The following is a 23,876-nucleotide window of genomic DNA, read 5'->3' as shown; positions in this document are numbered from 1 at the left end:
ACGGCGTTGATCGCCGCGAGGATCTGGTAGCGACCCGGGGCCACCCCGGTGGCCAGGCGCTCGCGTACCAACTGGTGGCCCTCGGCGATCAGCGCCGCGTTCCAGGACCCGCGATCCTGCTCGTCGAGGGGAACCAGTTCGCCGCTGCCCGAGACGCGGGCGGTACGGCGAGCCTCGATCAGCAGCATCAGCGCCAGCAGCCCGGCCACCTCGCCGTCGGCGGGCATCAGGGCGCGGATCAGGCGGGCGAGCCGGATCGCCTCTGCGGTCAGGTCGTGGCGCACGGGATCGGTGCCGGGCCCGGTGGCCAGGTAGCCCTCATTGAAGACCAGGTAGATGACGGTCAGCACGCCGGAAACCCGGGCCGGCAGATCCTGCGCGGACGGCACCCGATAGGGGATGCGCGCTTCCTTGATCTTGGTCTTCGCGCGGGTGATCCGCCGCCCCGTGGCGCTCTCCTGCACCAGCAGGGCCCGGGCGATCTCGCCCACGGTCAGGCCGGCGACCATACGCAGCGTCAGCGCCACGCGGCTCTCGATCGACAGCGCCGGGTGGCAGCAGGTGAAGATCAGCCGCAGCCGCTCGTCGTCGATGGCGCCCGGAGGCTCGGGCGGGTCGTCGTCGTCGTACAAGAGCCGAGCCTCCTTCTGTTTGTCGTCGCGCTTGTTCTCGCGCCTGATCCGGTCGATGGCTCTGCGGCTGGCGGTGGTGGTCAGCCAGGCACCGGGGTTCGGCGGCACGCCCTCGGTCGGCCACCGCTCCACCGCGATGGCGAACGCCTCGGCCGCCGCCTCCTCGGCGATCTCCAGGTCGCCGAAGCGTTTGGCCAAGGCGGCGACCACCCGCGCCCACTCCTCACGGTGAACCCGGGTGATCGCCTCGCGCGCGTCGGTCACGCTGACAGGAACGGCCGCACCTCGATCTTCCGGTTGCAGGCCTTCGACCCCTCCGCCGCCAGCCTGAGCGCCACGTCCAGGTCGGGAGCCTCGATGATCCAGAAGCCGGCGAGGTACTCCTTCGACTCCAGGAACGGCCCGTCGCTGAACATCGGCTCCCCGCCCCGGTTGTCGATCACCGTGGCCGCGACGGGCGCCCCGAGACCGCCGGCGAAGACCCAGTGCCCCTCGGCCTGGAGCCGCTCGTTGAACACGTCGATCGCGGCGTCCTCCTGCGGCGTGGCCGAGCCGGGGATCTCGTCGGCGATCACGGAAACCAGGTACTGCATCTCGGATCATCTCCTGTGCTTCGGGGCGCCCCTCGCGGGCGGCCGCTCACCCCTGCTACGAACGTCTCCGCCTCAATCGGACACCACCGCCCGGATTTCTTTCAAGCGCCCGCCGTCCACCACCCGCTGGCCACCGGGTGCCGCGCCTGCCTCACGGCTTGGCGTCGGCCCTCGCATACCGCGGGTGCCCGTTGGTTCGGTAAACCTGGATTGTGATCCCGTGAGGAGTGGACCGCGATTCGAGCAGCTCAAGTGCCACGTCCGGGCCGTCGTCGGGGAACAGCCGCGTGCCCTGACCGAGCACGACGGGGCAGGTGAACAGGATGATCTCGTCGACCAGCGAGTTCTCCAGCAGCCAGCGGACCAGAGCGCCGCTGCCGTGCACCTGCAACTCTCCGCCTGGCCTGGCTTTCAACTCGCGCATGGCGGCCGCGACGTCACCGGACAGCACGGTCGTGTCCGCCCACCGGCCCTCGGTCAGCGTGTTCGACGCCACGTACTTGGGCCGCCTGTTCAACGGACCCGCGATCGGGTTGCCATCCGGATCCGGCATCGCTCCCCAGTAGTCGGCGAAGGGCTCGTAGGTGCGCCGACCGAATAGGAACGCCTCCGCGCGCCCGTAGATCTGGTTCAGGAACGCCCCGGCCTCCTCGTCCCACACGGGACCCTGCCACCCGCCACGCCAGAACACGTCGCTGCGGTCCTCCTGCGGCCCGCCGAGCCCCTGCATCACCCCGTCGACGGTGATCATCGTGACAGTCGTCAGTTTCATCTCGACTCCCTGCGCTCCGAGCGCCCCACGGGCGGCCTCTCACCCCTACTACGAACGGCCCTGCCCCGATCCGACACTGCCCCCCGGAAGTCCATGCGAAGATTTCCCGCCCCATGCCTGAAACGGAATTCGCCCTTCAGCCAGGCATCTGATGATGCTTTCTCCTGAGTTTGGACGTCCAGGCATCTGTCCAGCTCGGCGCAAGGTAATCCTAAAGTAGGAATAACGGAGAATCGCGCGCTCGCGGGGTATGACGGACCATTGTGAGAGTGCGGCGATATCGCTAACGCTGGTATCGAGAATGTTGGCCCTCTCCTTTGAAAAGGAAACACGCCATGCCGTCGATACTCAAGCGCAGCATCGCCCTCGCCGTCGTCAGTCTGTGCGCTGCCGCGGGTGTCCTGGCGAGCGCCGCCACCGCTTCGGCCTCCACCGGCAACTGGGGCTGGCCGGAGCGCTCCACCACGGTCGCCCACGGGACGACCGCGTTCACCACGTTCGGAATGGAGTGCCTGACGAACGCCGACTGCACCGCCGAGACCGGCACGACCCTCACCTTCTCGCCCCAGGCGGGCACGGGGATCGTGGACCCCAACCACGCGATCTTCCCGTTCGTCAGGAGCGACACCGGTGCGGTCGTCGGCACCTGTGCCGCCAATCTGTTCGGGCTCCAGTGCACCCTGAACGTATCCGTGACCCTCGCCTACCAGGACGAACTGATCGGCGTCGCGACCGGTAGCGGCGTTGCGCTCGCCGTGCCCGCCTACCTCCCGCCGGGTACCGTCGTCGGCGAGTGGACCTGGTACGACCCGAATGGGATGACGGGGTTCTACCCGCCCACCGAGACCATCGTCGCCGTGGTCAACGGGTTCTGATTCCCGGCCCGGCCGTCTCGGCCGACCTCCTGCGCACCCCGGCTCCGGCCGGGGTGCGGCTGTGCGTCCTTGCCTGGTATGGCCGAGGCAGTCAAATTCGGCGGCGCGGACGTCCTGGCCGTCGCCGACGATTCCGGCGTGCCGGACGCGCTGCATGCCGTCGCAAGGATGGGCTACGTCGTCGAGCGCCAGTGGCTGCGGTGAAGGGCTTGACCTGAACAGTGCGTGCCGTCGCGTCCGGCGAGCGAGGAAATCGTCGGGCGGCAAAGTATACTGTCGGGCATGGTTACCCGAACCGCAGGTCAGAAGCACAAGCCTCGCTCAGAGAGAGCGCCGCGCGAGCCCGGGGCGCCGATACTCGCCTTGACGATGCGTGAACTCGGCAAGCTCACCGTCGACCAGGTGGCCGGGATCGACCATCCGGTTCCGGTGACGAGCAACGGATCACCGGTCGCGTGGCTGGTACCGCTCACTGCGGCTGAGCGGCGCCGGGCGGAGTTGATCGCTGCGGGCAGGCTGGAGCCCCGCCGCCGCGATGACTTGGAGGCCTGGCGGCCCCTACCGCCTGCCGAGCCCGGGGAATCGACGCTGACGGAGATTCTCGAAGCGATGCGTGCGCAGGAGCGAACGTGATCTATCTGGATTCGTGCGCTCTGGTCAAGCTGGTGCTCGCCGAGAAGGAGACGCCCGCGTTGGAGGCATACCTTGCCGGGCGCAGGTCGCAGATGCTCAGCTGTCAGCTCGCCCTGACCGAAGTCGTCAGGGTCGTGCGCCGGTCGTGCCACGATGCGCAACGGCGGCTGGTGGTCGACCCCGTCGTCCGTGATGAGCGTCTCGCCGCCGCTGCCCGGTTGCTCGACCGGATCGATCTGCTTGTCGTGGACAGAGCGGTGTTCACCGCCGCCGCGGTGTACGACGATGACCCCCACGTCGGCTCATTGGATGCGATCCATCTGGTCTGCGCCCGAGAAGTCGGCGACACGCTGACCGATTTCATCACCTATGACAAGACGCTGGCGTGCGCGGCCGCCGCCGCCGGATTGCCGCTGGCGCAACCCGCGTAGTACCGCGCTTCCCGGAAGCCGCGCGCGGTCAGGCTTCGTACGCGACCGTCACCGGGGCGTGGTCGCTCCACCGCGACGGGTGGTCGACGGCGCGTTCGACGACGGCACTGGTCGCCAGCTTGGCCAGGCCGGGGGTGGCGATCTGGTAGTCGATGCGCCATCGGATCGACGCGGATTCACAATGTGTGAGGGACGGTGTCTGTGTGTGGTGTGATCAGTTGCCTCACGGAGTGACGGCCGATGCGATGTCCGTGTGGATGAAGTCCTTGCCTTTGAAGAGCAGCGGCTCGTTCATGTTCTTCGCGAGGGCGTATGCCAGGCAGCCGCCGAAGTTGAGCCCGGCCGGGTGCCCGCTGCCCTTGCCGAAGTCGCGATAGGCCTCTCGAGCGATGCGGGCCTGTTCCTCGGTGACCGGCTCGACGCGGATGTGTGCGGCCTGGACGAGTTCGTCGAATCTCCGACTAGCCACCGGATCCCGACTGCTGTCGATGACGATCGCGGCTTCCAGGAGGTTGGCAGCAGACATTCTGCGGATGGTCGCCGCTTCGATCGCCTCTGCGAACACGGCCGCGTCGGGCTCGGCTCGGAGGATCGCAATGACGGCAGACGTGTCGATGATCACGCGGGCAGCCCGTTCTCGTCGTAGAGCAGATCGCCGTGTTCGGCGGATCGGAACGGCTCGCTCAGTCGCCTCGCCGTATCCTCTCCTATGGCGAGCAGCCGCTCGGCCAAACTCGCGCTGTGCACTGCGCGAACGCGGTCCAGTCGCTCTCGAACCGCCACGGTGACCGCCGTCGTCTGGCTTTCGCCAGTCAGGCGTGCGAGCTCTAGGACCAGATGGTGTGTCTCCTCGTTCTTGATATTGAGGCTCATGGGTCTCCACCTTTCTACCACTGATCGATACCATGGTACCTCGTCTCAGGGTGAGGCGCAGCACTTGATCACACGTCGAACGTGACCGTGACCGGGGCGTGGTCGGACCAGCGCTGCTCGTGCGCGGTCGGGCGCTCGATGCGGGCGCTGGTGGCGCGCTGGGCCAGGCCGGGGGTGGCGATCTGGTAGTCGATACGCCAGCGGATCGACTCGGATTGACAACGGCACAGCGCCGTGAGCCACTGCCGCCGTCGAGCTCCCTGATCGTGCGTCACGACCCCATGGATTTGAAGCGTTCTGTGATCCAGTCGGAGATGCCTGTGACCAGCTCCCGATTGCCGGACAGATGATCACGGTGCTCCGGCCAGGCATCTACCACGGCTCGAGCGGTTTGCGCCGCAACGTCTTCGAGCCCGCCACCGATCTTGCCAAAGCGTCGATCAAGGCGTGTCTCGAGCTGGGTGAACGAGGAGTACCGGACAGCTTCGAAGTTCTTCGTACCACAGAACCTGAGGCCCAGGTCCTCCATATCATCTGCGGCGTCACGATACTGAGTTGTCGATACCAAATCATATGCTGGAGAAAGTGTCGGGATGCGCCTATCTGGATAAATGAGCGACCAGTTCTTGAGATGCGCGTCCCCGTTACCGATCATGACAGAAAATGCGAGCCTCCGCGCAACCTCCCGCAATGCCCTGAGGTCTCTACCCCGATATGCGAGGGCCGCGACGGTCTCAAAGGTGCCCTCGTACTTGGCTTGCGGGTACTTGTCGCGCACCTGAGCGAAATCCTCGATGTGAACCGCGCTTCGACTTTCGTCCATGCGCCGGTCGAAGCGACGCACCGCGTAGGCCCACTCTTCTGTGTTCGGCCACATGCGCGATGGGAGCCCCTCCAACTCGTCTCGATGGACAAGGCGGATCTCAGGAACCTCGATTCCGGTGCTTCGAGCGAGCGACATCATCGTGAACTCGTTGCGTGGTACGTCCGGAAACCGATAATCCGGAAACTTGACGAGCCAATCGCCATGCTCACCTACAGCGGGAACAGTGAGCCTGTCCCCATGCGCCAGCATTGAGAACTTGAGTGCGACACCCGCGAGGGAGAACCGCCATGGTGATGTGTTGTTCGTTACCTGAGCTGTGCCGGGATCAACTGGCCCACCGCTATCGTGCCAGTCGTCGTGCTCGTCGGGACCTTCGGCTCCGATAACCTGGATGGCACCGGGTAGATCGCGCCCAACCTGCACAAGCAGTTCCATTTCGCGGTCGAGAGCGACCTTCCGGTCTGCTGCGATCCACTCGCGCAACGGCCCTTCAGGCAACAAGTTGGAGAACCATCGCGGCAGTCGCAGAGCCGATGCGTATGGCTTGCGGAGGTTCTCCTCGAAACGCAGGCCAAGGATCGGGCGCGCCGGGTCGGCCAAGTAACCTTCGTTGAAACCGAACTGTGTATAGTCGCCCCGCTGGCGGAGTGTTCCGATCCGTCGGCCATGCAGGAGAACTGCGAAGTACTTCTCACTCAACGCCATCAGCGAATTCGTCCAGTTCGTCAAGGTCGAGCGAATCGAGGGCAGGGGTGTCCTCGAACTTCCACTCTGCCATCTTGGCGAGGAAGTCGTGGAGGTTCGAAGCGACTCTCGCTTGACGGACGTCAAGAAATTCGTCGCGGCGTCCCGCCGCCAGATGGTCGGCAGTTTCCCGATCCATACAGTGCGACGCGAGTACGGCGTCCCAAGTCGCGTCGTCGAGGTCTATCGGCTGCTGGCTGAGGGTCTCGAGAAGTGTGTCGGCTGAGTCTGTCTGGCTTGGTACGAACACGCGGTTGGCGGCCCACAACTGCTTGGTTCCGCCCAGTTTGCTGGAGTAGATCTGGCGAACCGCGAGGGCGGCTGTGGTCTCGTCGGCGAGGAGGTTTGAGAGTTCGCGGGCGCCGAAGGCGGCACCGGTGGAGGCGGACCTGGGGTGCAGGTCCCACCATGAGCACAGGATGATTTTCCCCGTGGCCTCGTTCGTCCGGAAGCGGGCAGGATTAGGTAACGTGGGTCCTCCTGCGGCTTCCATGGACTTTACCAGCCCGTCGACCGAGCCTGGTTCGTCTCCTGGCACGATGAGGGCGCATAGGGTTCGACTCATCGCGCTAAAGCTACCCTTGAATACGACAGGCCCGCTCGCGGCGACACGCCAGTAGGCCCGACGCAGCAACTGGAGATTACGCGGCTGCGGGTCTGGGAAATGAGCGAAAAATCGGGCGAGAACGACAAGTGGCGCCTTATAGGCAACGAGCGACAGGTGAGGAACTCCGGCAACCTGCTGAAGGAACTCGACCGCTCGCGTCAAAGCCTTCTCGCCTTCAGCAAAGGCTGTCTCCTGATCCTCGCCGGGAAATTCTGGGTCGCTGCGGCGTATCTTGTCATCAAACTCGGACCGGATGTCTCGCGAAGGATCTGGGCCGCGGCGCGCAAGGACAGCGTGGAGCACAGTGTTGGTGTCGATGGCCCCAAACCCGGTTTGTGCTGCGACGCGCTCCGCGATTCGCGGAAGCGACAGGCGGTTTCGCGCGCCTTCCTCGGGGCCAGCGAACAGCGCCGAAAAGATCTCTGCCCTGCTCAGTCGCTTTCCATAGTTGTTCATCCGGTCGAAGATGACGGTGAGAGTTCCCTCGTCTTCCTGTCGGACGAGTGTTGCCGGAATCTTGAATTGGCGTAGCAGTTTCATGACGCGCCGAGCTTCGAGGGACTGGCTCTCCGTTGGCTTCGTGGCCGCCATCCACTCCACCAGCTTCTCCAGATCAAAGAGCACAGGCATAGGAATGAGATGCGGCTCCGGCAGTTTCGGGCTCGGAACGAATTCTCGTGCTTCGAGATCGTAATGAATCGAAAAGGTGGAGTTCAGAGCTCCGTCTGCGTGAAGAGCGTTCGCCAGGCTGGTGACGCGCTGCTGACCGTCCACAATCCAAAACGCGTCACCACCTTCTGGCGCTTCCAGGCTCAGGGCGCCGAGAGTGACGCGTTCTTTCGCGGACTGGCGAACCCAGATCAGCAGACTGCCGATCGGATACCCTTTGACGATACTGTCAAAGAGGCGCAGGATATCCTCGGTGCCCCACCTGAAATCCCGCTGGAAGTGGGGAACGCGGACGCGGCCGTTCCATGCGAGCGTGACCAGATCATCGAGCTCATAGGTGATGGCGCTCGGCTGGGTGTCCGGCCCGGGCTTGGTCATGTTCCGCCTTCCAGTGACGTCGGCATCAGGTTTGCACAGCCGATCTTGGACGGCAAGCAGGAAATGGATTCGACGCGAGTGGTGTTCAGCGGAACAATCTGATCACACGTCGAATGCCACTGGTACCGGGCGTGGTTCGACTGGCGCTCGGCGTGCGTGGGGGGCGTTCGATGATGGTGCTGGCCGCGTGTTTGGCCACGCCAGGGTGGCGATCCGGCAGTCGATGCGCCAGCAGATCGAATCGGATTGACAAACTGCCTCGACCGGCGTGCGAGGGCACCGACGCGATGATCTGGAGCCATGGCAGCCCCTTGCCGTCGGCCGTGTCCGGAGAGTCCACTTTGGCGGAGATTCTCGAGTCGATGCGCGAGCGAACGTGATCTATCCAGATTCGTGCGCTATGGTGAAGCTGGTCCTCGCCGAGAAAGAGACGCCCGTGCTTGAGACGTACCTCGCCGGGAGCAGATGCTCAGGTGTCAGGTCTTGGACCGGGAAGTGTTCGCCGCCGCCGCGGTGTACGGGGACGGCCCTCACGTCGGCTCGTTGGATGCGATCCACCTGATCTGCGCACGGGAAGTCGGTAATACGTTGACCGATTTCATCACCTACGACAGAACATTGGCGCGTGTGGCCGCCGCCGCCGGGCTGCCGCTGGCGCAACCTGCGTAGCAGCGCGCATCCGAGAAGCGGCGAGCGGTCAGGCTTCGTACGTGACGGTCACCGGGGCGTGGTCGCTCCACCGAGACGGGTGGTCGACGGCGCGTTCGACGACGGCGCTGGTCGCCAGCTTGGCCAGGCCGGGGGTGGCGATCTGGTAGTCGATGCGCCAGCCGGCGTCGTTGTCGAAGGCGCGGCCGCGGTACGACCACCACGAGTAGGGGCCGGGGCCCTCGGGGTGCAGGGCGCGCAGCACGTCCACGTAACCGGCCTCGTCGAAGACCCGCGAGAGCCACGCGCGCTCGTGCGGCAGGAAGCCGGAGGCGTTCTGGTTGGTCTTCCAGTTCTTCAGGTCCGCCTCGCGGTGCGCGATGTTCCAGTCGCCGCAGACCACGAGTTCGCGGCCTTGTGCCTCGGCGCGGGACCTGGCCGCCTTGAGGTAGTCGAGGAACTCGGCCATGAACCGCTCCTTCTCGACCTGTCGCTCGGTCTCGACCTCGCCGGAGGGCAGGTAGAGGCTGGCCACGGTCACGGTCGGCAGGTCGATCTCGGCGTACCGGCCCGAGGTGTCGAACTCGGCGGAGGAGAAGCCGATGCGTACTTCCCGGGGCTCGGTGCGGCTGTAGATCGCCACGCCGGAGCGGCCCTTGGCGCTGGACGGGGCGAACAGCACGTGCCAGCCTTCGGGTTCGCGCAGTTCGGCGGGGATCTCCTTCGGTTCGGCGCGCACCTCTTGGAGGCAGACGACGTCCGCGGCGCTCTGCGCGAGCCAGCGGTCGAAGCCTTTGCGGGACGCGGCGCGGATGCCGTTGACGTTGGCGGTGGAAACTGTGATCACGGCGGACTCTCCGGGGGCGGGGCGGATCGGGCGACTGGATTGTGGGTGCGCGGACATTCTCGCTCTCGGCACTGACATCGGGAGCGTAGTCGCGCCATTGTCACGAGATCGCGCTAATCGTCGCAGAGCATGGACGCGGCCAGGTCCTCGGCGATCTGCTCCGCCTGACTGTCCACGGTGATCCGGACGCGGTGTGGGCGCTCGTCGTCGGCAGGCGGTTCCAGGTCCGCGAACTGGCTGTCCAGCAGCTTCGCCGGGAAGAAGTGGTCACGCCTCGCGGCCAGGCGCGCGCCGATGATCCGGCGGTCGACGTCCAGGTAGATCAGTCGCACGTTCGGACGGCCGGCGCGTAGCTGGTCGCGGTAGGCGCGCTTGAGCGCCGAGCAGCTGACCACCGCGGGCCGGCCGTCCGCGCTCGCCGCGTCTATCCAGGCGCCGATGCCGGCCAGCCAGGGACGCCGGTCGGCGTCGTCGAGGGGCTGGCCGGCGACCATCTTCGCCAGGTTCTCCTCGGGGTGGAAGTCGTCGGCCTCCGCGTACGCCCAACCCAGCCGCCGCGCGAGCAACGCGCCGACCGTGCTCTTTCCGCTGCCGGATACGCCGGTGACGAGCAGGATGCATGGCGGGTCGGCCGGTGTCGCTGGAGGCGTGGACGGGGTCTGCGTTGTCACGGGGATGATCTTAGACGGCTGAGGTGGCGGCGCGGTCGAGATGAGAGAGCCGTGCCCCGGCCGACTATCGGTGTCGGCCGGGGCACGGTGGAGGGGGCGGTGGATCGCTTAGTGGCAGGCGGTCCCGTTGACGGTGAAGGAGGTCGGGTTGGCGTCGCTGTTCGTGAACGTCCCGGTGAAGCCGATCGTCACGTTGGCGTTGGGCGCGATCGTCGAGTTGTACGACAGGTTGGTCGCGGCGACCGCCTCACCGGTCTGCGTGTAGGACGCGGTCCACATCTGGTTGATCTTCTGGTCGCCCGGGAAGGTCCAGTTGATCGTCCAGCCGTTGATGGTCGAGGTCCCGGTGTTGGTCAGCACGATCTGGCCCTGGAAGCCGCCCGCCCAGCTGTTGGTCAGCGAGTACGCGGCGGTGCAGGACACGGCGCCGCCCGACGACGGGGAACTGGACGGCGACGCGGATGCCGACGGTGAGGCGGAGGGCGACGGGGATCTCGACGCCGATGCCGACGTCGAGGGCGACGCGCTGCCGGTGCTTCCGGCGCCGGAGAGCGGGTCCTGGATCGTCGCGAGCAGCGACTGCTTGGCCGCGCTGACCGGGGTCGGGTCGTAGCTGCCGTCCAGCAGCGCGAAGGAGTCCTCGCCGTTGAGCGCCCAGTAGGTCCAGCTCATGTTGTTGGACTTGATGTACGAGACCAGCGAGGAGAACCACTGGCCCTGCGAGCCGGCGGTGGAGTCGGACACGTCCGTGGCGCCGTTGCCGGTGCCGAACTCGCCGACCCACAGCGGCGCGATGTTCTGCTGCGGGATGTAGCCCCAGAACTTGTTCCACACCGCGTCCAGGCTCGCCGACGTGGTCGAGGAGTTGAACCAGGTCTGCTGGAACAGGGTCGGCCCGTAGTCGTGCGCCGAGTAGACCACGTGGCCGGGGGAGCTGAGCACGACCGGGTACTGCGTGACCCCCTCCAGGTTGCCGCCCCACCAGGTGGTGTCATAGCCGCCGCTGGCCGCCGAGTTCGGGAAGTTGCTGATGCCCTCGCAGAAGACCAGCGCGTTGGGGTCGGCGGCCAGGACCGCGTTGCCCGCCTGCTCGTAGGCCAGCCGGATGTCGGTGTTCGGGTCGCCGGAGCCCCAGGTCGCGGCGCTGGCGTAGGCGACGCCGGTCGGCGTGTGCGGCTCGTTGCGCAGGTCGAAGCCGATGACCGTGGAGTTGCCCGCGTAGCGCTTGGCGATGGTGGACCAGTCGTTGACCCAGGCCGAGCTCGGGTACGCGCTGGTGTACCACAGCCCGTTCGACTCGGCCGTCTCGCCGGCCTCGGAGCGGTGGTTGTCGATGATGACCTTCAGGCCGTCCTGGCCTGCGTAGCTGACGATCTTGTCCAGGATCTGTAGGTCGTTCAGGCCCACCAGGTCCGTGTTGATCGGGCCGGTGTTGTACTGGCTGAAGTTCTGCGGCACGACCGGGGTCTCGACCGCCTGGTCCGAGATCGGGATCCGGATCGTGTTGTATCCCAGGTTCTTGATGTCGTTGATGACCGCGTGGTAGTCCTGCGCCCACAGGCCGTGCGCGATCTCGTCCGGGGTCTCGAACCCGTACCAGTTCACGCCCGCGATGCGTACGACGTTGCCGTTCGAGTCCAGGATCTGGCTGCCGGAGGTGTGCCAGTAGCCCGCGCCGACCGCACCCGCCGCGCGGGCCAGCGGGCCGAAGGCGACCAGCAGCGCCGCGATCGCGGCCAGCACCGCGCTCACGGCCAGCGCGGACAGGACCACCGGGCGCCGCCGTGCGGCCGCCGCCGCGTCGAGTCTCATTGTTTGCATGGAAATACCGCTCCTTGAGGCGTCCGCTCGAATCGACCGATTCGGCCGGTGCACCGAAGCTACGAAGCCGCCGGGTATGTTCCAAGACCGCGGACGAGGCGGGTGCGGCCCGGTGCCGCGAGCGGTTCGGCGACCTGCGAATTCGACGGTTTTCGATGCTCAGCCTGCGTGTAAGTTTCACAGGACGTTGACGCTCTCGGCGGCCGGGCGCGACGATCCGAGTGCTGATGATCGGATGTTCGGAAGGAGTACGAGGTGAGCTCTGGACCAAGGCGCGCTCGCTGGCTGCGGCGGACCGCCGGGGCGGCCGCGCTCACGCTGGCCGGGGCGCTGGCCCCGGCGGGCGCGGCAACGCTCGGCGCGAGCGCGACGGCGTCGGCCGTCAACGCGGTGAACGTCACAGTCAACGCCCACGAGGGACTCGGCACCATACCCGCGACCGGCTACGGCCTCAACAGCGCGGTATGGGACAACCAGATGAACGTCCCCGTGGTGCAGAATCTGCTGTCGCAGGCGGGAATCGGCATGCTGCGCTATCCCGGCGGCTCGTACGGCGACATCTACCACTGGCAGACGAACACGGCGCCCGGCGGCTACGTCGCGCCGGGCACGGACTTCGACTCCTTCATGGGCACCGTGAAGAAGATCGGGGCGCAGCCGATCCTGATCGCCAACTACGGCACCGGCACGCCGGCCGAGGCGGCGGGCTGGGTCCAGTACGCCAACGTCACCAAGGGCTACGGCGACAAGTACTGGGAGATCGGCAACGAGAACTACGGCAACGGCTACTACGGCGCCGACTGGGAAGCCGACAACCACGCGAGCAAGAGCCCGGCGACGTACGCGAACAACGTGCTCCAGTACATCTCCGCGATGAAGGCCGTCGACCCGACGATCAAGATCGGCGCCGTGCTGACACTGCCGGGCAACTGGCCGGACGGCGCCGTCGCCGGCGGCGACGCCTACGACTGGAACCGCACGGTGCTCTCGATCGCCGGATCGGCCATCGACTTCGCCATCGTGCACTGGTACCCGAACGGCCAGGGTGCCGCGACCGCGCTGTCCGAGCCGAGCCAGCTGACCGGCGAGTTGGCCCAGCTGCGCAGCGAGATCAACCAGTACGCCGGGTCGAACGCTTCGAACATCGGCATCGCGCTCACCGAGATGAACTCGGGCGTCGACACCACGACGCAGCCCGACGCGCTGTTCGGCGCCGACTCGTACATGACCGCGCTGGAGCAGGGCGTGTTCAACGTGGACTGGTGGGACACGCACAACGGCGCGGGCACCATCAGCACCGCACCCGACGGCGCCACCGACTACAACGACTGGGGCGTCCTGTCCAGCGCCACCTGCACCGGCTCGGTGTGCGAGCCGGCCCTCAACACCCCGTTCCCGCCGTACTTCGCGATCAGCATGCTGAGCAAGCTGGGGCGGCCGGGCGACCAGATGGTGCGCGCCGGGACCGACCAGTCGCTGGTGAGCGCGCACGCGGTGCTCCAGGCCAACGGCGATCTGGCCGTGCAGCTGGTGAACAAGGACCCGAACAACGCCTATCCGGTCAACCTGCACTACACCGGGTACCAGCCGAGCACCGCGACGCCGACCGTCTACACCTACGGCGACGAGGCGAGCTCGATCACGTCGGCGTCGCAGGGCACGAGCAGCAGCCAGACGATCGCGCCGTACTCGATCGAGACGGTCGTGCTCACGCCCTCCGGCAACGGCGTCAGCGCCCTGACGGCTCCCGGCGCGCCGGCGGCGTCCGGGGTCACCGGCAGCCAGGCCACGATCAGCTGGACGCCGTCGAGCGGCGGCCAGGTGGCCCGGTACGAGGTCTACCAGCAGTTCGGCACGACCAGCCAGTTGCTGGCCGAGTCGAACTCGACCTCCGCGACGCTGTACAACCTGGTGCCCGGCACCGGCTACACGATCAACGTGCTGGCGACGGACCAGATGGGCAACCTGTCGCGGGCGTCGGTTCCGGTGAGCTTCACCACGAGCACGCCGAGCAACAGCACGTGCGCCGTGAACTATCAGATCACGACGTCGTGGGGCAGCGGCTACGTCGCCTCGCTGACCATCACCAACACCGGGCCGAGCGCGATCAACGGCTGGACGCTGACCTTCAGCTTCCCGGCCACGACCGAGTCGTTCAACTCCGGCTGGAACGCGAACTGGACGTCGAGCGGCCAGAACGTGCACGCCACCAACGTCGACTGGGACGCGAACCTGGCGCCCAACGGCGGCAACTCGTTCAACATCGGTTTCGTGGGCAACGAGGCCGGGGCGTATCCGTCGCCCGCGGCGATCAGCCTCAACGGAACGGTCTGCACGACGACGTACAGCTCATGACGAGCTGAGTGACACCGCTGTTCCGGCTGTGGGGTGCATCACGCGTGATGCACCCCACAGCGTATGCGGCGCGGGGCGCTTCGGGCCTTACCATGGCTCTGGGGCGACGACGTGGTACGCAACGGCAGGCAGGGAGCGGCGTATGGCGCACACCTTCACAGAGATCGACGATGACGTCCGCGAGTTCATCGAGGCTCAGCCGATGTTCTTCGTCGGCACCGCGCCGAGCGGCGCCGACGGCCTGGTGAACATCTCGCCGAAGGGCTACCGGGACTCGTTCGCCGTCATCGACGAGCGCACCGTCGCGTACCTGGACCTGTTCGGCTCCGGGGCGGAGACCATCGCGCACGTCAAGCAGAACGGCCGGATCGTGGTGATGTTCTGCTCCTTCACCCGCAACTCGCGCATCCTGCGGCTGCACGGTCACGGCAGGGTCCTGCGAGCGGACGACCCCGAGTTCGCCGCGCTCGCCCCGCGCTTCAACCTCGAACACCCGGGCCTGCGCTCGATCATCCTGATCGACGTCGAGCGGGTCGCCGACTCCTGCGGGTATGCGGTCCCGTACATGGAGTTGGTCGACGAGCGGCCGGTGCTCGACAAGGTCCACGCGACGCGCACCCCCGAGGAATGGGCCGAGCGCGTCGCCGGGGTCAACGCCAGGAGCCTGGACGGACTTCCCGCACTCGACCCCGACCATCCGCTGCCGACCTCGGTGCCCCGATCGTGACCGCCGTCGCCCCGCGCCGTCCGGTCATGAGCGTGTCGGCTGCGACCGGGGATCACCAGTGCGGCGGCGGATCGGCGGATTGGTGCCGCATCGCCGTGTGAAGCCGGCTCGCGTGTTCGACCAGCGCGATCAGCACCTGCTTGCCGGAGGCGCGCTGCCGGGCGTCGCACAGCACCACCGGGGTTCGCGCTTCGAGGTTCAGCGCCTCGCCGACCTCCTGCGGCGTGAACCGGCGGGCGCCGTCGAAGCAGTTGACGGCCACCGCGAACGGGATGCGCCGGCGCTCGAAGAAGTCCACCGCGGGGAAGCAGTCGGCCAGCCTGCGCGTATCGGCCAGCACCACCGCGCCGAGCGCGCCCTGTGCCAGTTCGTCCCACAGGAACCAGAAGCGGTCCTGACCGGGCGTGCCGAACAGGTACAGCGCGAGTCCGTCGCGGATGGTGATCCGGCCGAAGTCCATCGCCACCGTGGTGGTGTACTTGCGCTCGACCCCCGCGGTCTGGTCCACGTCCCGCCCCGCCTCGGTCATCGTCTCCTCGGTACGCAGCGGCCTGATCTCGCTCACCGCGCCGACGAGCGTCGTCTTGCCGGCACCGAAGCCGCCTGCGACGAGGATCTTGAGCGCGACGAACGGTTCGGCCTCATGGCCGGTGTCCCGACACGACGACGCAGTGTCCTCATACGACGCAGTGTTCTCATGCAACCCGGTGCCCTCATACAGTCCGGTGCCCTCATGCGAGGCCGAGTCCTGATACGGCCCGGAGTCCTGGTACAACCCTGTGTCTTGAAACAACCCCGTGTCTTGAAACAACCCGGCATCTTGGAACAACCCTGTGCCTTGAAATATCCCGGTGTCCTGATGCGCCGTGCCGCCGCCGGGTGCGCGGCGGCGGCCGGACCCGTGGTCAGAGCGCGCGAAGACCATCGATCACCTCCTGCAGGATGCGTTCGTCGAACACGTCGGCCGGCGCGGCCGGTTGGCGGACCCTGATGTGTCCGATCTCCAGCAGGTCGCCCAGCAGCACCCGGGTCACGCCCAGCGGCAGGTCGCAGCGGGACGCGATCTCGGCCACCGGCTGCGGCACGTGCCGGCACAGCGCGAGCACTCGCGCCTGTTCGGGGCCGAGTGTCGGATCGTCGTACGGACCGCTTTGGGCGGTGACCAACGTCATCAGGTTGAAGATCTGATCATCGGCGCGCGCACGGCCGCGGGTGAGCGCGTACAGTCGCACGAGCGGCCCGGCGTCCTCGTCGTACCACTGTGCCGAGTCGGACCATTGCGCCGAATTGGACCACTGTGCCGAGCGTTCGTGATCCGCCGGCCAGCCGCCGTTCATGGGACTGGGACCGCTATTCACGGGTCTGCCGTTCACGGGGCCGTCGTTCGCTGGGTTGTTGTACACCGCGCCGCCACTCGTGGGGCTGTTGTTCATGGCACGGCGCCCGCGCCGGAGCCGCTCCCGGAACGTGGCGGTGTGAACAAATGCTCGCCTACTCGCCGCACCAGCCGGGCCAGTTCGTAGGCGATCAGGCCGACGTCGCCCTCCGGGTTGCTGAACGCCGCCAGGCAGGTGCCGCCGCCCGCCGCGACCACGAACAGGAACCCGCCGTCGAACTCCACCATCGTCTGGCGCACCGTTCCGACCTCGAAGTGCCGCCCGGCGCCCTTCGCCAGACTGTGGAAGCCGGAGGCGATGGCGGCCAGATGCTCGCCGTCCTCGCGGGGCAGACCGGCGGTCGCGGCTACGGCCAAGCCGTCGGTGGACAGCAGCACCGCGTGCCGGATCGACGGGACGCCGGCGGCCAACTCGTCGAGCAGCCAGCCGAGCTCACCGCCGGTGTTGACGCCGCCGGGATTGGCGGTGAGGGACATCGGGCCTCCATGGCGCGGTCATCTGGACACAGCGAAGGGGAGAGGTGATCTGGACGTGTGATTCGGCACCGTGATCTGACCCGGCACAGTGATCTGACACTGTGACCTGACGCAGCGGTCTGACACAGCGGTCTGACACCGTGATCTGATACGGCGGTCTGGCACGGCGACGGTCAGCCGTCGTGGGACGCGGATTCGGATGAGGCGCGGCCGAGCGACCAGCCTTTCTGGTACGCGGACATCGTCACGCGCGCCTGTTCGGGGGAGCGGGGAGACGGATCGTCTTCGTTCTCGGCCGGCGATGGTGATTCCGGCTCGCCGCGCAGCCCCGGCGCGAGGCTGGCTTGCCGCACCCGGCGGGGGAGACCGTCAGCTGCCTGCGAGCCTGCTGACGTCGTATCTGCACTCGTCGTTCCTGCGCTCACGGTTCCCGCACTCACGAGCACCGGCTCGCGTGCGACCGATACGCGCCTTTCGAGCGCCGCCTTCGGCACCGGCGTCGGGCTCGCCTCCAACAGCACACTGGGAAGCAGCACCACGGCCGTCGTCCCGCCGTGCCCCGACCGTTGTAGCGCGACCCTGATACCGTGCCGCCGGGCCAGTCGGCTGACCACGAACAGCCCCAGCCGGTCGCTGTCGAACAGGTCGTCCTGCCGGGTGCTCGCGATCCGCCGGTTCGCTTCGGTCATCGCCTCGACGCCCATACCGAGCCCGCGGTCCGCGATCTCCACCGCGTACCCGGCGGCGACCGGCGAACCCAGCACCTGCACGCGTGCGTGCGGCGGTGAGAAGGCGGTCGCGTTCTCCACCAGTTCGGCGAGCAGATGGGTCAGGTCCGCGATGACGGCCCCTGCGACGTATGCCTCCGGCATCCGCAGCACGTCCACGCGTGCGTAATCCTCGACCTCTGCGACCGCCCCGCGCACCACGTCCACCAGCGGCGCGGGCCTGCGCCAGCCACGACCCGGCGCCGCGCCGGACATGATGATCAGGCCCTCGGCGTGCCGCCGCATCCGGGTGGCCAGGTGGTCGAGGCGGAACAGGTCCTCAAGGTCGCGTGCGTCGTCGATCCGGCGCTCCATCCCGTCGAGCAGGGCCAGCTGCCGATGCAGCAGCGCCTGGCTGCGCCTGGCCAGGTTCAAGAACACCGCGGACACGCCGCTGATCGCCTCGGCCCGGTCCAGCGCGGCACGCAACGCCGCGTGGTGCACGCCGGCCAGGGCCTGCGCCACCTGACCGACCTCGTCGCGCGCGTCCGCGCCGGACCACGCCACGGCCCGCGCCTCGGCCTCCAGGTCCACCGCCTCCCCGGCCCGCAGCCGGGAGATCGCGCGCGGCAGCCGCCGCCGGGCCAGGTCGAGCGCCGCGTCGCGCAGCCCGACCAGCTCCAACACCAGCCCGCGGCCGATCCAGACCGACACCAGCAGGCAGGCGACCAGCGCGATCAGGCCGAGCAACACGCCGACGCCTGCCTTCGTCGCCAGCGCGTGCCGGTACGGATCGACTCCTGCGATCGCCGCCGTTCCGGCCGCCGTCACCACATCGCCGAGATCGCTGAGGGCTGTCGGCGCCGATGAAGCCCACGCGTCTTCGGCGTTGGCGACGTCCACGCCGTCGGCGGAGCCCAGGTTGCCGCTGTTGTTTGTGCCACTGCTGTTCGTGTCACCGTTGTTCGTGGCCTGATCACCGGCTTCCAGCAGCGTCTGCTGAGCGGTGCGCAGCCGCTTGTAGGCCGCCGTCGACGTGGCCTGACGGTACGTCGCGGCGTCGGCGGCGCGCAGTTCGGGTAGCGCGGCCTGTTCGAGTTCGTACTGGCTGTAGCAGGCGCCGGCGAACTGCCGGTAGCCGTCCGGGCTCAGGCCACTGCCGCCCGCGCGCGCGTTGGCCACGATCGCGGCTTGGCGGGCGAGCATCTCCCGGGAACGCGCCACGTCGATGACGGCCCACGCCTCGGACGCCGACTGGCCGCCCTGCCCGGCGTGGTCGAGTGCCGCGGCGAGGCCGCCGTCCAGAGCGAGCGCGTCCTCGATCGCCTTTGTGTAGCCCGCTTGTGCGGTGGCCCAGGTCACCTGCCGCTTGGCCGCCTCGCCGCGCAGCGCGGGCAGCGCGGCCAGGTCGTCGAGCAGGGTACTGATGCGTTCGCCGACGTCCGCGCCGAGTCCCGCCGCCGCGGCGGCGGAGGTGCCCGCGCCGGTTCGCAACGTGCCGGCCGCCGAGTCGGTTGCCGTGTACATCGCCGTCAGCGTCGCGTCCGGCCGCACTGAACCGGCGGTGCCCAGGAACCACGCGACGCCGATGCGTTCGCGTTGAAGAGCGCTGACGACGTCGTCGGTCGGCGTGTGAACCGCCGCGCTGAGCTGCTTGAGTTCGGTCAGCGTGTACACGGTCTGCGCGGCCTGGACCGCTGCCAGGCCCCACAGCGTCATCAACGAGACGATCGGGATCGCGAGCAGGCCGACGACCTTCGCCCGGATCGCACGTGGGCGCGGGATCCGGCGCGGCGCCGGGAGCTTCCACCGTGGCGCGCGCGAGCGCCGATGGCTGCGTGACGCGGCGGGAGTGCGGACTTCACGCATTCCAGCCCCGCCTCTCCGCCACCGGCGGCATGGAGCTCTCTATCCGGGTCCCGGTGGGAGAGAGCGCCACGAACGCCGACGTGAGGAAGAGGATCGAGCCGAGGCACACGATCATCGGCAGGATGAATGCCGTCGCGCTCGCGCCGCCGGCCGGCACCAGCCCCGAGGCGGCTGTGTCGGCGGCTACCTTCACTTCGGCCGCGCGCATCCCGGTGCAGTGCATCGCGCTTACCGCGACCCCCATGACCAGCGACGCGCCGAGCGCGGCGGCCGGTCCGCGCACGGTGAGCCCGGCCCAGAGCGCCGCCACCGCCACAGCGATGAGCACGGACAGCGCGACCGTCGCCGCGTCGTAGCCGATGCTGCCGTTCAGCCGTATCGCCGCCATCCCGGTGTAATGCATGACCACGACACCGAAGCCTGTGATCGCCCCGCCGAGGCTCAGCGAGAGCGCGCGGCTTTGTCCGTATCCGACGACGAGCAGTCCGGCCCAGGTCAACACGATCGGCACCAGCAGGCTGAGCAGGGTGAGCCAGACCGAGTAGCGGATCTCGGTGCCGGTCACCGCGAATCCGAGCATGGCGATGAAGTGCATCGTCCAGATCCCCGCGCCGATCGAGACTGCGGCGGCCAGCAGCCATGCACGTTTCACGCGTCCGGTCGCCGCCAGTGCGCGCGCTGTGCACCGCAATCCGAGCGCCGCGCCCACACACGCCATCACGTACGACAGAACCGGCGTGGCCCAGCCGAAGCCCGTCTCCGTCGTAGCGCCCATCGGCCCCATCGCCATCGGCTCCCTGTGTCGTCCGGGCTCCTCGTGTCGGCCGGGGCTCGACGGCGGCCGTAGGCCGCGGGTCGGGAGAAGGGCGCTGCCCTACCCGCGTCTTTCGCCGCCGCTCCGGCCGACCTTGAGGACTCCCTGTGTCGTCCCGGCGTTCAGCGCTGTGCATCTGCAATCGCAAGTCACTGGTCAACCGACGATCGCACGGGAGCGCTTGCGCTGCGGGGTTTTCCGTGCACTGAGCGCAATCACGCAGCTGACACGAGGCGGACTTTGGGCGGACGCGCGCCACCCCTGCGCTTCCGTCGGGAGCGCAGGGGTGGCGTGAGGTGTGACGCGTCGTCAGCACACGTCAGGAGCCTTAGTAGTGCTCAGTGGCAGGTGGTTCCGTTGACGCTGAACGAGGTCGGTGACGAGTCGTTGGCCGTCCACGTTCCCTGGAACCCGAAGTTGGTGTTGCCTCCCGGCGCGATCGTGCCGTTGTACGCGGCGTTGGTCACGGTGACGGTCTCGCCGCTCTGGGTCAGCGTTCCGTCGTTCCAGGAGCTGGTCACCACCTGGTCGCCGGGGAAGGTGAACTTCACCGTCCACGCGCTGATGGCCGTGCTGCCGGTGTTGGTGATCACGACGGTCGCGGCGAATCCGCCGCCCCACTCACTGTTCCTGGTGTACGTGACGTTGCAGCCGAACCCGGTCGTGCTGGGGCTCGGGCTCGGCGAGGCCGACGCGGAGGGCGAGGCCGACTTGGACGGGCTCGGCGAGGCGGAAGCCGACGCGGACGCGCTCGGGCTGGCGCTCTTGCTCGGGCTCGCACTTGCGCTGGCACTTGCACTCGGGCTGCCGGAGGACGAGCCGCTCGGGTCGCCGTACATGATGCCGCGGCCGTTGGTGCCGACGTACACGCGGCCGTAGGTGCGCGGGTCGCCGGTGATCGCCGCGCCGATGTTGCCCCACTGGTGCGCGTTGTCGTTGATGCGGGTCCAGGTCGCGCCGGTGTCGTCGGACCGGAAGATGCCCTGCACGCCGTTCACCGTCGCGATCGCGTACAGCGCCGGGTAGCCGCCGGCGGTGGCCGACTTACCGAAGCCGAGGTTGATCGCGGCCGAGACGCTGGTGAGCTGGGTGAAGCTCGCGCCCGAGTTCGTCGAGTGCCAGATGCCCGACGTCCCGGTCGGCGAGCCGCCGGTGACCCACACGTCCCCGGCCGTGCCCGCGATCGCCTTGATGTTCACGGTGCCGGTGGTCGGCAGCCCGGTCGCGGCGCTCGCGGTGAAGCTGACGCCGCCGTTGGTGCTCACGTAGAACGTGCCGGCCGAGTAGCCGTAGTACACCTTCGGGTTCACCCGGTCCGAGGCGATGACCGCGCCGGCCGGAATGCCGGTGGACGCCGTCCACGAGCTGCCGTACGTGGTCGTGTAGTAGACCCCGGCGCCCTTCGGGCTCCACAGCGCGGAACTGGCGTCGGCCGCGACCGCGCCCTGCCCGCCGCCGGTGACGCCGGAGGGCTCGGCGGACGCCTGGAACCAGCTGCTGCCGCCGTTGGTGCTGAACGCGAAGCGGTTGGTGTTGGCGTTCGCGCTCTGCGTCTTGTCGATGTCACCGGTGCGGATGATGGTGGCCGGCTGGAGCTCCGCGTAGTCCACGCTGTCGCCGCTGCTCAGGTTCGGCTGGTTGAACATCGCCGAGGGCACGGTGGTCAGCGAGGTGTGCACGAAGCCGTCCAGGTCGCCGAGCGCGGAGATCAGCGGCGCTGAACCGGTCGGCGGGCTGATCAGGCCGTTGACGGCGGTCTCCTCAAGACCGGTGACGAACGGCTTGATGCCGAAGCTGGTGCCCGAGTCCCAGTTGGTCAGGTTGGTGGTGCCGAACAGGGTCGCGCCGGTGCCGAAGAACATCCGGTTGGAGTTGAACGGGTCGATCGAGAGGCCCTCGGTCATCCAGCCCAGCTTCGGCGACTCGACCGGCTCTGCGGTGGCGGTGTTGAAGCTCAGCCACGGATACGCCAAGGCGTCCAGCGTGTAGGCGTCGGCCCGGTTCGGGTAGCTGGTGTAGTTCCAGGCCTGCTTCCAGGTGGTCCCGCCGTCGGTGCTGCGCCAGATGTACGTGTCCGGCCACCACGAGCTGTACCCGGTCACCATGATCGTGCTCGGGTGCTGCGCGTCGATCGACAGGCCGCTGTAGCCGAAGTAGTCGTTGCTGGTGTCCGAGGACTTCACCGGGCTGATCTGCGTCCACGTCCCGGTCGAGAGCGCGTACTTCCACACGTCGCCCGACGAGCCGTCATACGGTCCGCCCTTGTTGCTGGTGGCGATGTACAGGATGCCGTTGGTCGCGTCCACCACGCCCTTGTGCGCCATGAACCCGGTCGGCTGCCCGGCCACCCGCGACCAGGTCGAGCCGCCGTCGGTGCTCTCGTACACCGTGTTCTGTAGGTCGGCCACGCCGACGAAGATGGTCTTGGTCGGGCTGCCGGAGGTGCCGGTGGCCTTGTCGAAGGAGACCCAGGTCACGCCCTGGTTGTCGCTGAGGTAGCCGTTGGTGTCGGTGGAGTCCTGCACGTAGTTGCCCGCGTTCGGGAACGCGGTCACCTGCGACCAGGTCACGCCGGAGTCGGTGGACTTCCACAGGCCGTGCCCGCTGGGCATGCCCATGTACAGGATGTTGTCGTCGTTCGGGTCCACGGCCAGGCGCTCACCCATGCCGCGTCCGGGCATGTTGCCGCCGAGCTTGAACGGCAGCGCGGTCGCGGTCCAGGTGTTGCCCTGGTCCGAGGAGCGCAGGATGGAGCCGTTGTTCGGGTCCCAGGAGTTGGTGTACATGCCCACCGCGGCCCACACCTTGTTGGTGTTGACCGGGTCGGCGGCCACGGACACCGCGCCCATGTCGCCCCAGTTGGACTGGCCGACCCAGTCCATCAGCGGCGTCCACGAGCTCGAACCCTGGTTCCAGCGGTACACGCCGCCGATGTCGGTGCGCGCGTAGATGATGTTCGCGGCCCCGGTGTTGAACACGATGTCCGGGATGAAGCCGCCGCCGCCGATCGCGACGCTGTTCCAGTTGTACGCGGTGGTGGCCGGGGTGGCGGCCTCGGCCGGCGTGGCTGCGGCCTTCAGCAGGACCGGCGACACCGCCGCGGCCGCTGCGGCCGCCACGGCGACCGCGGCCTGGACGAGTCTTCTTCGCATGGGAGAGCCTCCGCCTCCTCGCGGGTGGGCGCTCGGGCGGACGCTGGCTGCGCGGGTAATCCGTCGAAGCGCTTCGATTGCACTGACGCTCGGGATCGTAGAGTTGACGCGATATTCCGGCAATGTCGTCGAAGCGCTTGCTTGGCGAGATCCCGGGGCGTCGCAGGCAGAACGTACCGGATCCACCCAGCCCCCGCCCGGCCCCCTGAAACTTTCGAAGCGCCTCGCGGACGCCGTGTGCGCGTCCGCGAGGCGCTCGATCGCCCTCGGCACTGTGCGTGTCGGCGCAGTGCCTTTCAGCTGCAAATTCTCCCCGCCGGTACCCGGCTCGGGACGGTATTCGGCTCAGGACTGCGCTC

General features: G+C 67.9%; 24 protein-coding genes and 1 pseudogene. 7 read left to right on the top strand and 18 right to left on the bottom strand.

Annotation, left to right across the window (positions count from 1 at the left end; translation table 11 throughout):
• The 3 genes from VGS97_RS13225 to VGS97_RS13215 form a co-directional block, all read right to left on the bottom strand.
• A partial coding sequence (locus VGS97_RS13225) for an RNA polymerase sigma factor (RefSeq protein ID WP_326853713.1) occupies window positions 1-896 on the bottom strand: 896 nt, incomplete at its 3' end.
• The gene (locus tag VGS97_RS13220; RefSeq protein ID WP_326853712.1) at window positions 893-1,225 is read right to left on the bottom strand and encodes a YciI family protein; all 333 of its coding nucleotides are present in this window, start codon (window positions 1,223-1,225) and stop codon (window positions 893-895) included. The genes VGS97_RS13220 and VGS97_RS13225, both read right to left, overlap by 4 nt.
• 151 nt (window positions 1,226-1,376) lie before the next feature.
• Window positions 1,377-1,997, bottom strand: a complete 621-nt coding sequence (locus VGS97_RS13215) for a dihydrofolate reductase family protein (protein ID WP_326853711.1) — start codon at window positions 1,995-1,997, stop codon at window positions 1,377-1,379.
• Between the two features lie 335 nt (window positions 1,998-2,332).
• Between VGS97_RS13215 and VGS97_RS13210 the strand changes: the two genes are divergently transcribed.
• The 4 genes from VGS97_RS13210 (at window position 2,333) to VGS97_RS13195 (ending at window position 3,936) form a co-directional block, all read left to right on the top strand.
• The gene (locus tag VGS97_RS13210; RefSeq protein ID WP_326853710.1) at window positions 2,333-2,872 is read left to right on the top strand and encodes a hypothetical protein; all 540 of its coding nucleotides are present in this window, start codon (window positions 2,333-2,335) and stop codon (window positions 2,870-2,872) included.
• 78 nt (window positions 2,873-2,950) lie between these two features.
• Window positions 2,951-3,076: a hypothetical protein gene (locus VGS97_RS13205; protein WP_326853709.1), complete on the top strand. Its 126-nt coding sequence runs from the start codon at window positions 2,951-2,953 to the stop codon at window positions 3,074-3,076.
• Window positions 3,077-3,235: 159 nt separating this feature from the next.
• Window positions 3,236-3,505: a hypothetical protein gene (locus VGS97_RS13200; RefSeq protein ID WP_326853708.1), complete on the top strand. Its 270-nt coding sequence runs from the start codon at window positions 3,236-3,238 to the stop codon at window positions 3,503-3,505.
• Complete coding sequence (locus VGS97_RS13195) at window positions 3,502-3,936, top strand: type II toxin-antitoxin system VapC family toxin (RefSeq protein WP_326853707.1); 435 nt, start codon at window positions 3,502-3,504, stop codon at window positions 3,934-3,936. Before VGS97_RS13200 ends, VGS97_RS13195 begins: the two co-directional genes overlap by 4 nt.
• Before the next feature lie 28 nt (window positions 3,937-3,964).
• On the opposite strand, the pseudogene VGS97_RS29570 reads toward VGS97_RS13195, so the two are convergent.
• The 6 genes and pseudogenes from VGS97_RS29570 to VGS97_RS13170 all read right to left on the bottom strand — a co-directional run.
• A pseudogene (locus tag VGS97_RS29570) lies at window positions 3,965-4,096 on the bottom strand (exodeoxyribonuclease III); the annotation flags it as partial.
• Window positions 4,097-4,159: 63 nt separating this feature from the next.
• The gene (locus VGS97_RS13190) at window positions 4,160-4,558 is read right to left on the bottom strand and encodes a type II toxin-antitoxin system VapC family toxin (RefSeq protein ID WP_326853706.1); all 399 of its coding nucleotides are present in this window, start codon (window positions 4,556-4,558) and stop codon (window positions 4,160-4,162) included.
• A complete protein-coding gene (locus tag VGS97_RS13185; RefSeq protein WP_326853705.1) occupies window positions 4,555-4,809 on the bottom strand; it encodes a type II toxin-antitoxin system VapB family antitoxin in 255 nt (84 codons plus the stop codon). Before VGS97_RS13185 ends, VGS97_RS13190 begins: the two co-directional genes overlap by 4 nt.
• 68 nt (window positions 4,810-4,877) lie before the next feature.
• Window positions 4,878-5,084 carry a hypothetical protein gene (locus VGS97_RS29820; protein ID WP_326853704.1) on the bottom strand — a complete coding sequence of 69 codons (207 nt, stop codon included), beginning with the start codon at window positions 5,082-5,084 and terminating at the stop codon, window positions 4,878-4,880.
• Complete coding sequence (locus tag VGS97_RS13175) at window positions 5,081-6,340, bottom strand: type II toxin-antitoxin system HipA family toxin (protein WP_326853703.1); 1,260 nt, start codon at window positions 6,338-6,340, stop codon at window positions 5,081-5,083. The genes VGS97_RS29820 and VGS97_RS13175 overlap by 4 nt, the downstream gene beginning before the upstream one ends.
• The gene (locus VGS97_RS13170) at window positions 6,327-8,033 is read right to left on the bottom strand and encodes a DUF262 domain-containing protein (protein ID WP_326853702.1); all 1,707 of its coding nucleotides are present in this window, start codon (window positions 8,031-8,033) and stop codon (window positions 6,327-6,329) included. The genes VGS97_RS13175 and VGS97_RS13170 overlap by 14 nt, the downstream gene beginning before the upstream one ends.
• 483 nt (window positions 8,034-8,516) lie before the next feature.
• On the opposite strand from VGS97_RS13170, the gene VGS97_RS13165 reads away from it, so the two are divergent.
• Complete coding sequence (locus VGS97_RS13165; RefSeq protein ID WP_326853701.1) at window positions 8,517-8,702, top strand: hypothetical protein; 186 nt, start codon at window positions 8,517-8,519, stop codon at window positions 8,700-8,702.
• A gap of 28 nt (window positions 8,703-8,730) precedes the next feature.
• Here VGS97_RS13165 and VGS97_RS13160 read toward each other — a convergent pair whose 3' ends face one another.
• The 3 genes from VGS97_RS13160 to VGS97_RS13150 all read right to left on the bottom strand — a co-directional run bounded on the left by VGS97_RS13160 (window position 8,731) and on the right by VGS97_RS13150 (window position 12,020).
• Window positions 8,731-9,528 (bottom strand): exodeoxyribonuclease III, encoded by a 798-nt coding sequence (locus VGS97_RS13160; RefSeq protein WP_326853700.1) that lies wholly within the window; start codon window positions 9,526-9,528, stop codon window positions 8,731-8,733.
• Between the two features lie 113 nt (window positions 9,529-9,641).
• A complete protein-coding gene (locus VGS97_RS13155) occupies window positions 9,642-10,199 on the bottom strand; it encodes a gluconokinase (protein WP_326853699.1) in 558 nt (185 codons plus the stop codon).
• Window positions 10,200-10,307: 108 nt separating this feature from the next.
• Window positions 10,308-12,020, bottom strand: a complete 1,713-nt coding sequence (locus tag VGS97_RS13150) for a cellulase family glycosylhydrolase (RefSeq protein ID WP_326853698.1) — start codon at window positions 12,018-12,020, stop codon at window positions 10,308-10,310.
• Between the two features lie 255 nt (window positions 12,021-12,275).
• Here VGS97_RS13150 and VGS97_RS13145 point away from each other — a divergent pair, with 255 nt between their 5' ends.
• Window positions 12,276-14,375: a cellulose binding domain-containing protein gene (locus VGS97_RS13145; protein ID WP_326853696.1), complete on the top strand. Its 2,100-nt coding sequence runs from the start codon at window positions 12,276-12,278 to the stop codon at window positions 14,373-14,375.
• A gap of 142 nt (window positions 14,376-14,517) precedes the next feature.
• Window positions 14,518-15,102: a pyridoxamine 5'-phosphate oxidase family protein gene (locus VGS97_RS13140; RefSeq protein WP_326853695.1), complete on the top strand. Its 585-nt coding sequence runs from the start codon at window positions 14,518-14,520 to the stop codon at window positions 15,100-15,102.
• 52 nt (window positions 15,103-15,154) lie between these two features.
• On the opposite strand, the gene VGS97_RS13135 is transcribed toward VGS97_RS13140, so the two are convergent.
• From VGS97_RS13135 to VGS97_RS13110, 6 genes are all read right to left on the bottom strand, one after another.
• Window positions 15,155-15,718 (bottom strand): ATP/GTP-binding protein, encoded by a 564-nt coding sequence (locus VGS97_RS13135; protein WP_326853714.1) that lies wholly within the window; start codon window positions 15,716-15,718, stop codon window positions 15,155-15,157.
• A gap of 289 nt (window positions 15,719-16,007) precedes the next feature.
• Window positions 16,008-16,535 carry a DUF742 domain-containing protein gene (locus VGS97_RS13130; protein WP_326853694.1) on the bottom strand — a complete coding sequence of 176 codons (528 nt, stop codon included), beginning with the start codon at window positions 16,533-16,535 and terminating at the stop codon, window positions 16,008-16,010.
• The gene (locus VGS97_RS13125) at window positions 16,532-16,975 is read right to left on the bottom strand and encodes a roadblock/LC7 domain-containing protein (RefSeq protein ID WP_326853693.1); all 444 of its coding nucleotides are present in this window, start codon (window positions 16,973-16,975) and stop codon (window positions 16,532-16,534) included. Before VGS97_RS13125 ends, VGS97_RS13130 begins: the two co-directional genes overlap by 4 nt.
• A 173-nt stretch (window positions 16,976-17,148) precedes the next feature.
• Window positions 17,149-19,551, bottom strand: a complete 2,403-nt coding sequence (locus tag VGS97_RS13120; protein ID WP_326853691.1) for a nitrate- and nitrite sensing domain-containing protein — start codon at window positions 19,549-19,551, stop codon at window positions 17,149-17,151.
• Window positions 19,544-20,326: an MHYT domain-containing protein gene (locus VGS97_RS13115; protein ID WP_326853690.1), complete on the bottom strand. Its 783-nt coding sequence runs from the start codon at window positions 20,324-20,326 to the stop codon at window positions 19,544-19,546. Before VGS97_RS13115 ends, VGS97_RS13120 begins: the two co-directional genes overlap by 8 nt.
• Window positions 20,327-20,703: 377 nt before the next feature.
• Window positions 20,704-23,517, bottom strand: coding sequence for a cellulose binding domain-containing protein (locus tag VGS97_RS13110; RefSeq protein WP_326853689.1), 2,814 nt, complete (start codon window positions 23,515-23,517; stop codon window positions 20,704-20,706).
• Window positions 23,518-23,876: the final 359 nt, after the last annotated feature.

The sequence above is a fragment of the Actinocrinis sp. genome (assembly GCF_035946395.1).
Lineage (GTDB): Bacteria > Actinomycetota > Actinomycetes > Streptomycetales > Catenulisporaceae > Actinocrinis.
The sequence above is the reverse complement of the archived record's forward strand: the minus strand, read 5'-3'. Positions and strand labels throughout refer to the sequence as shown.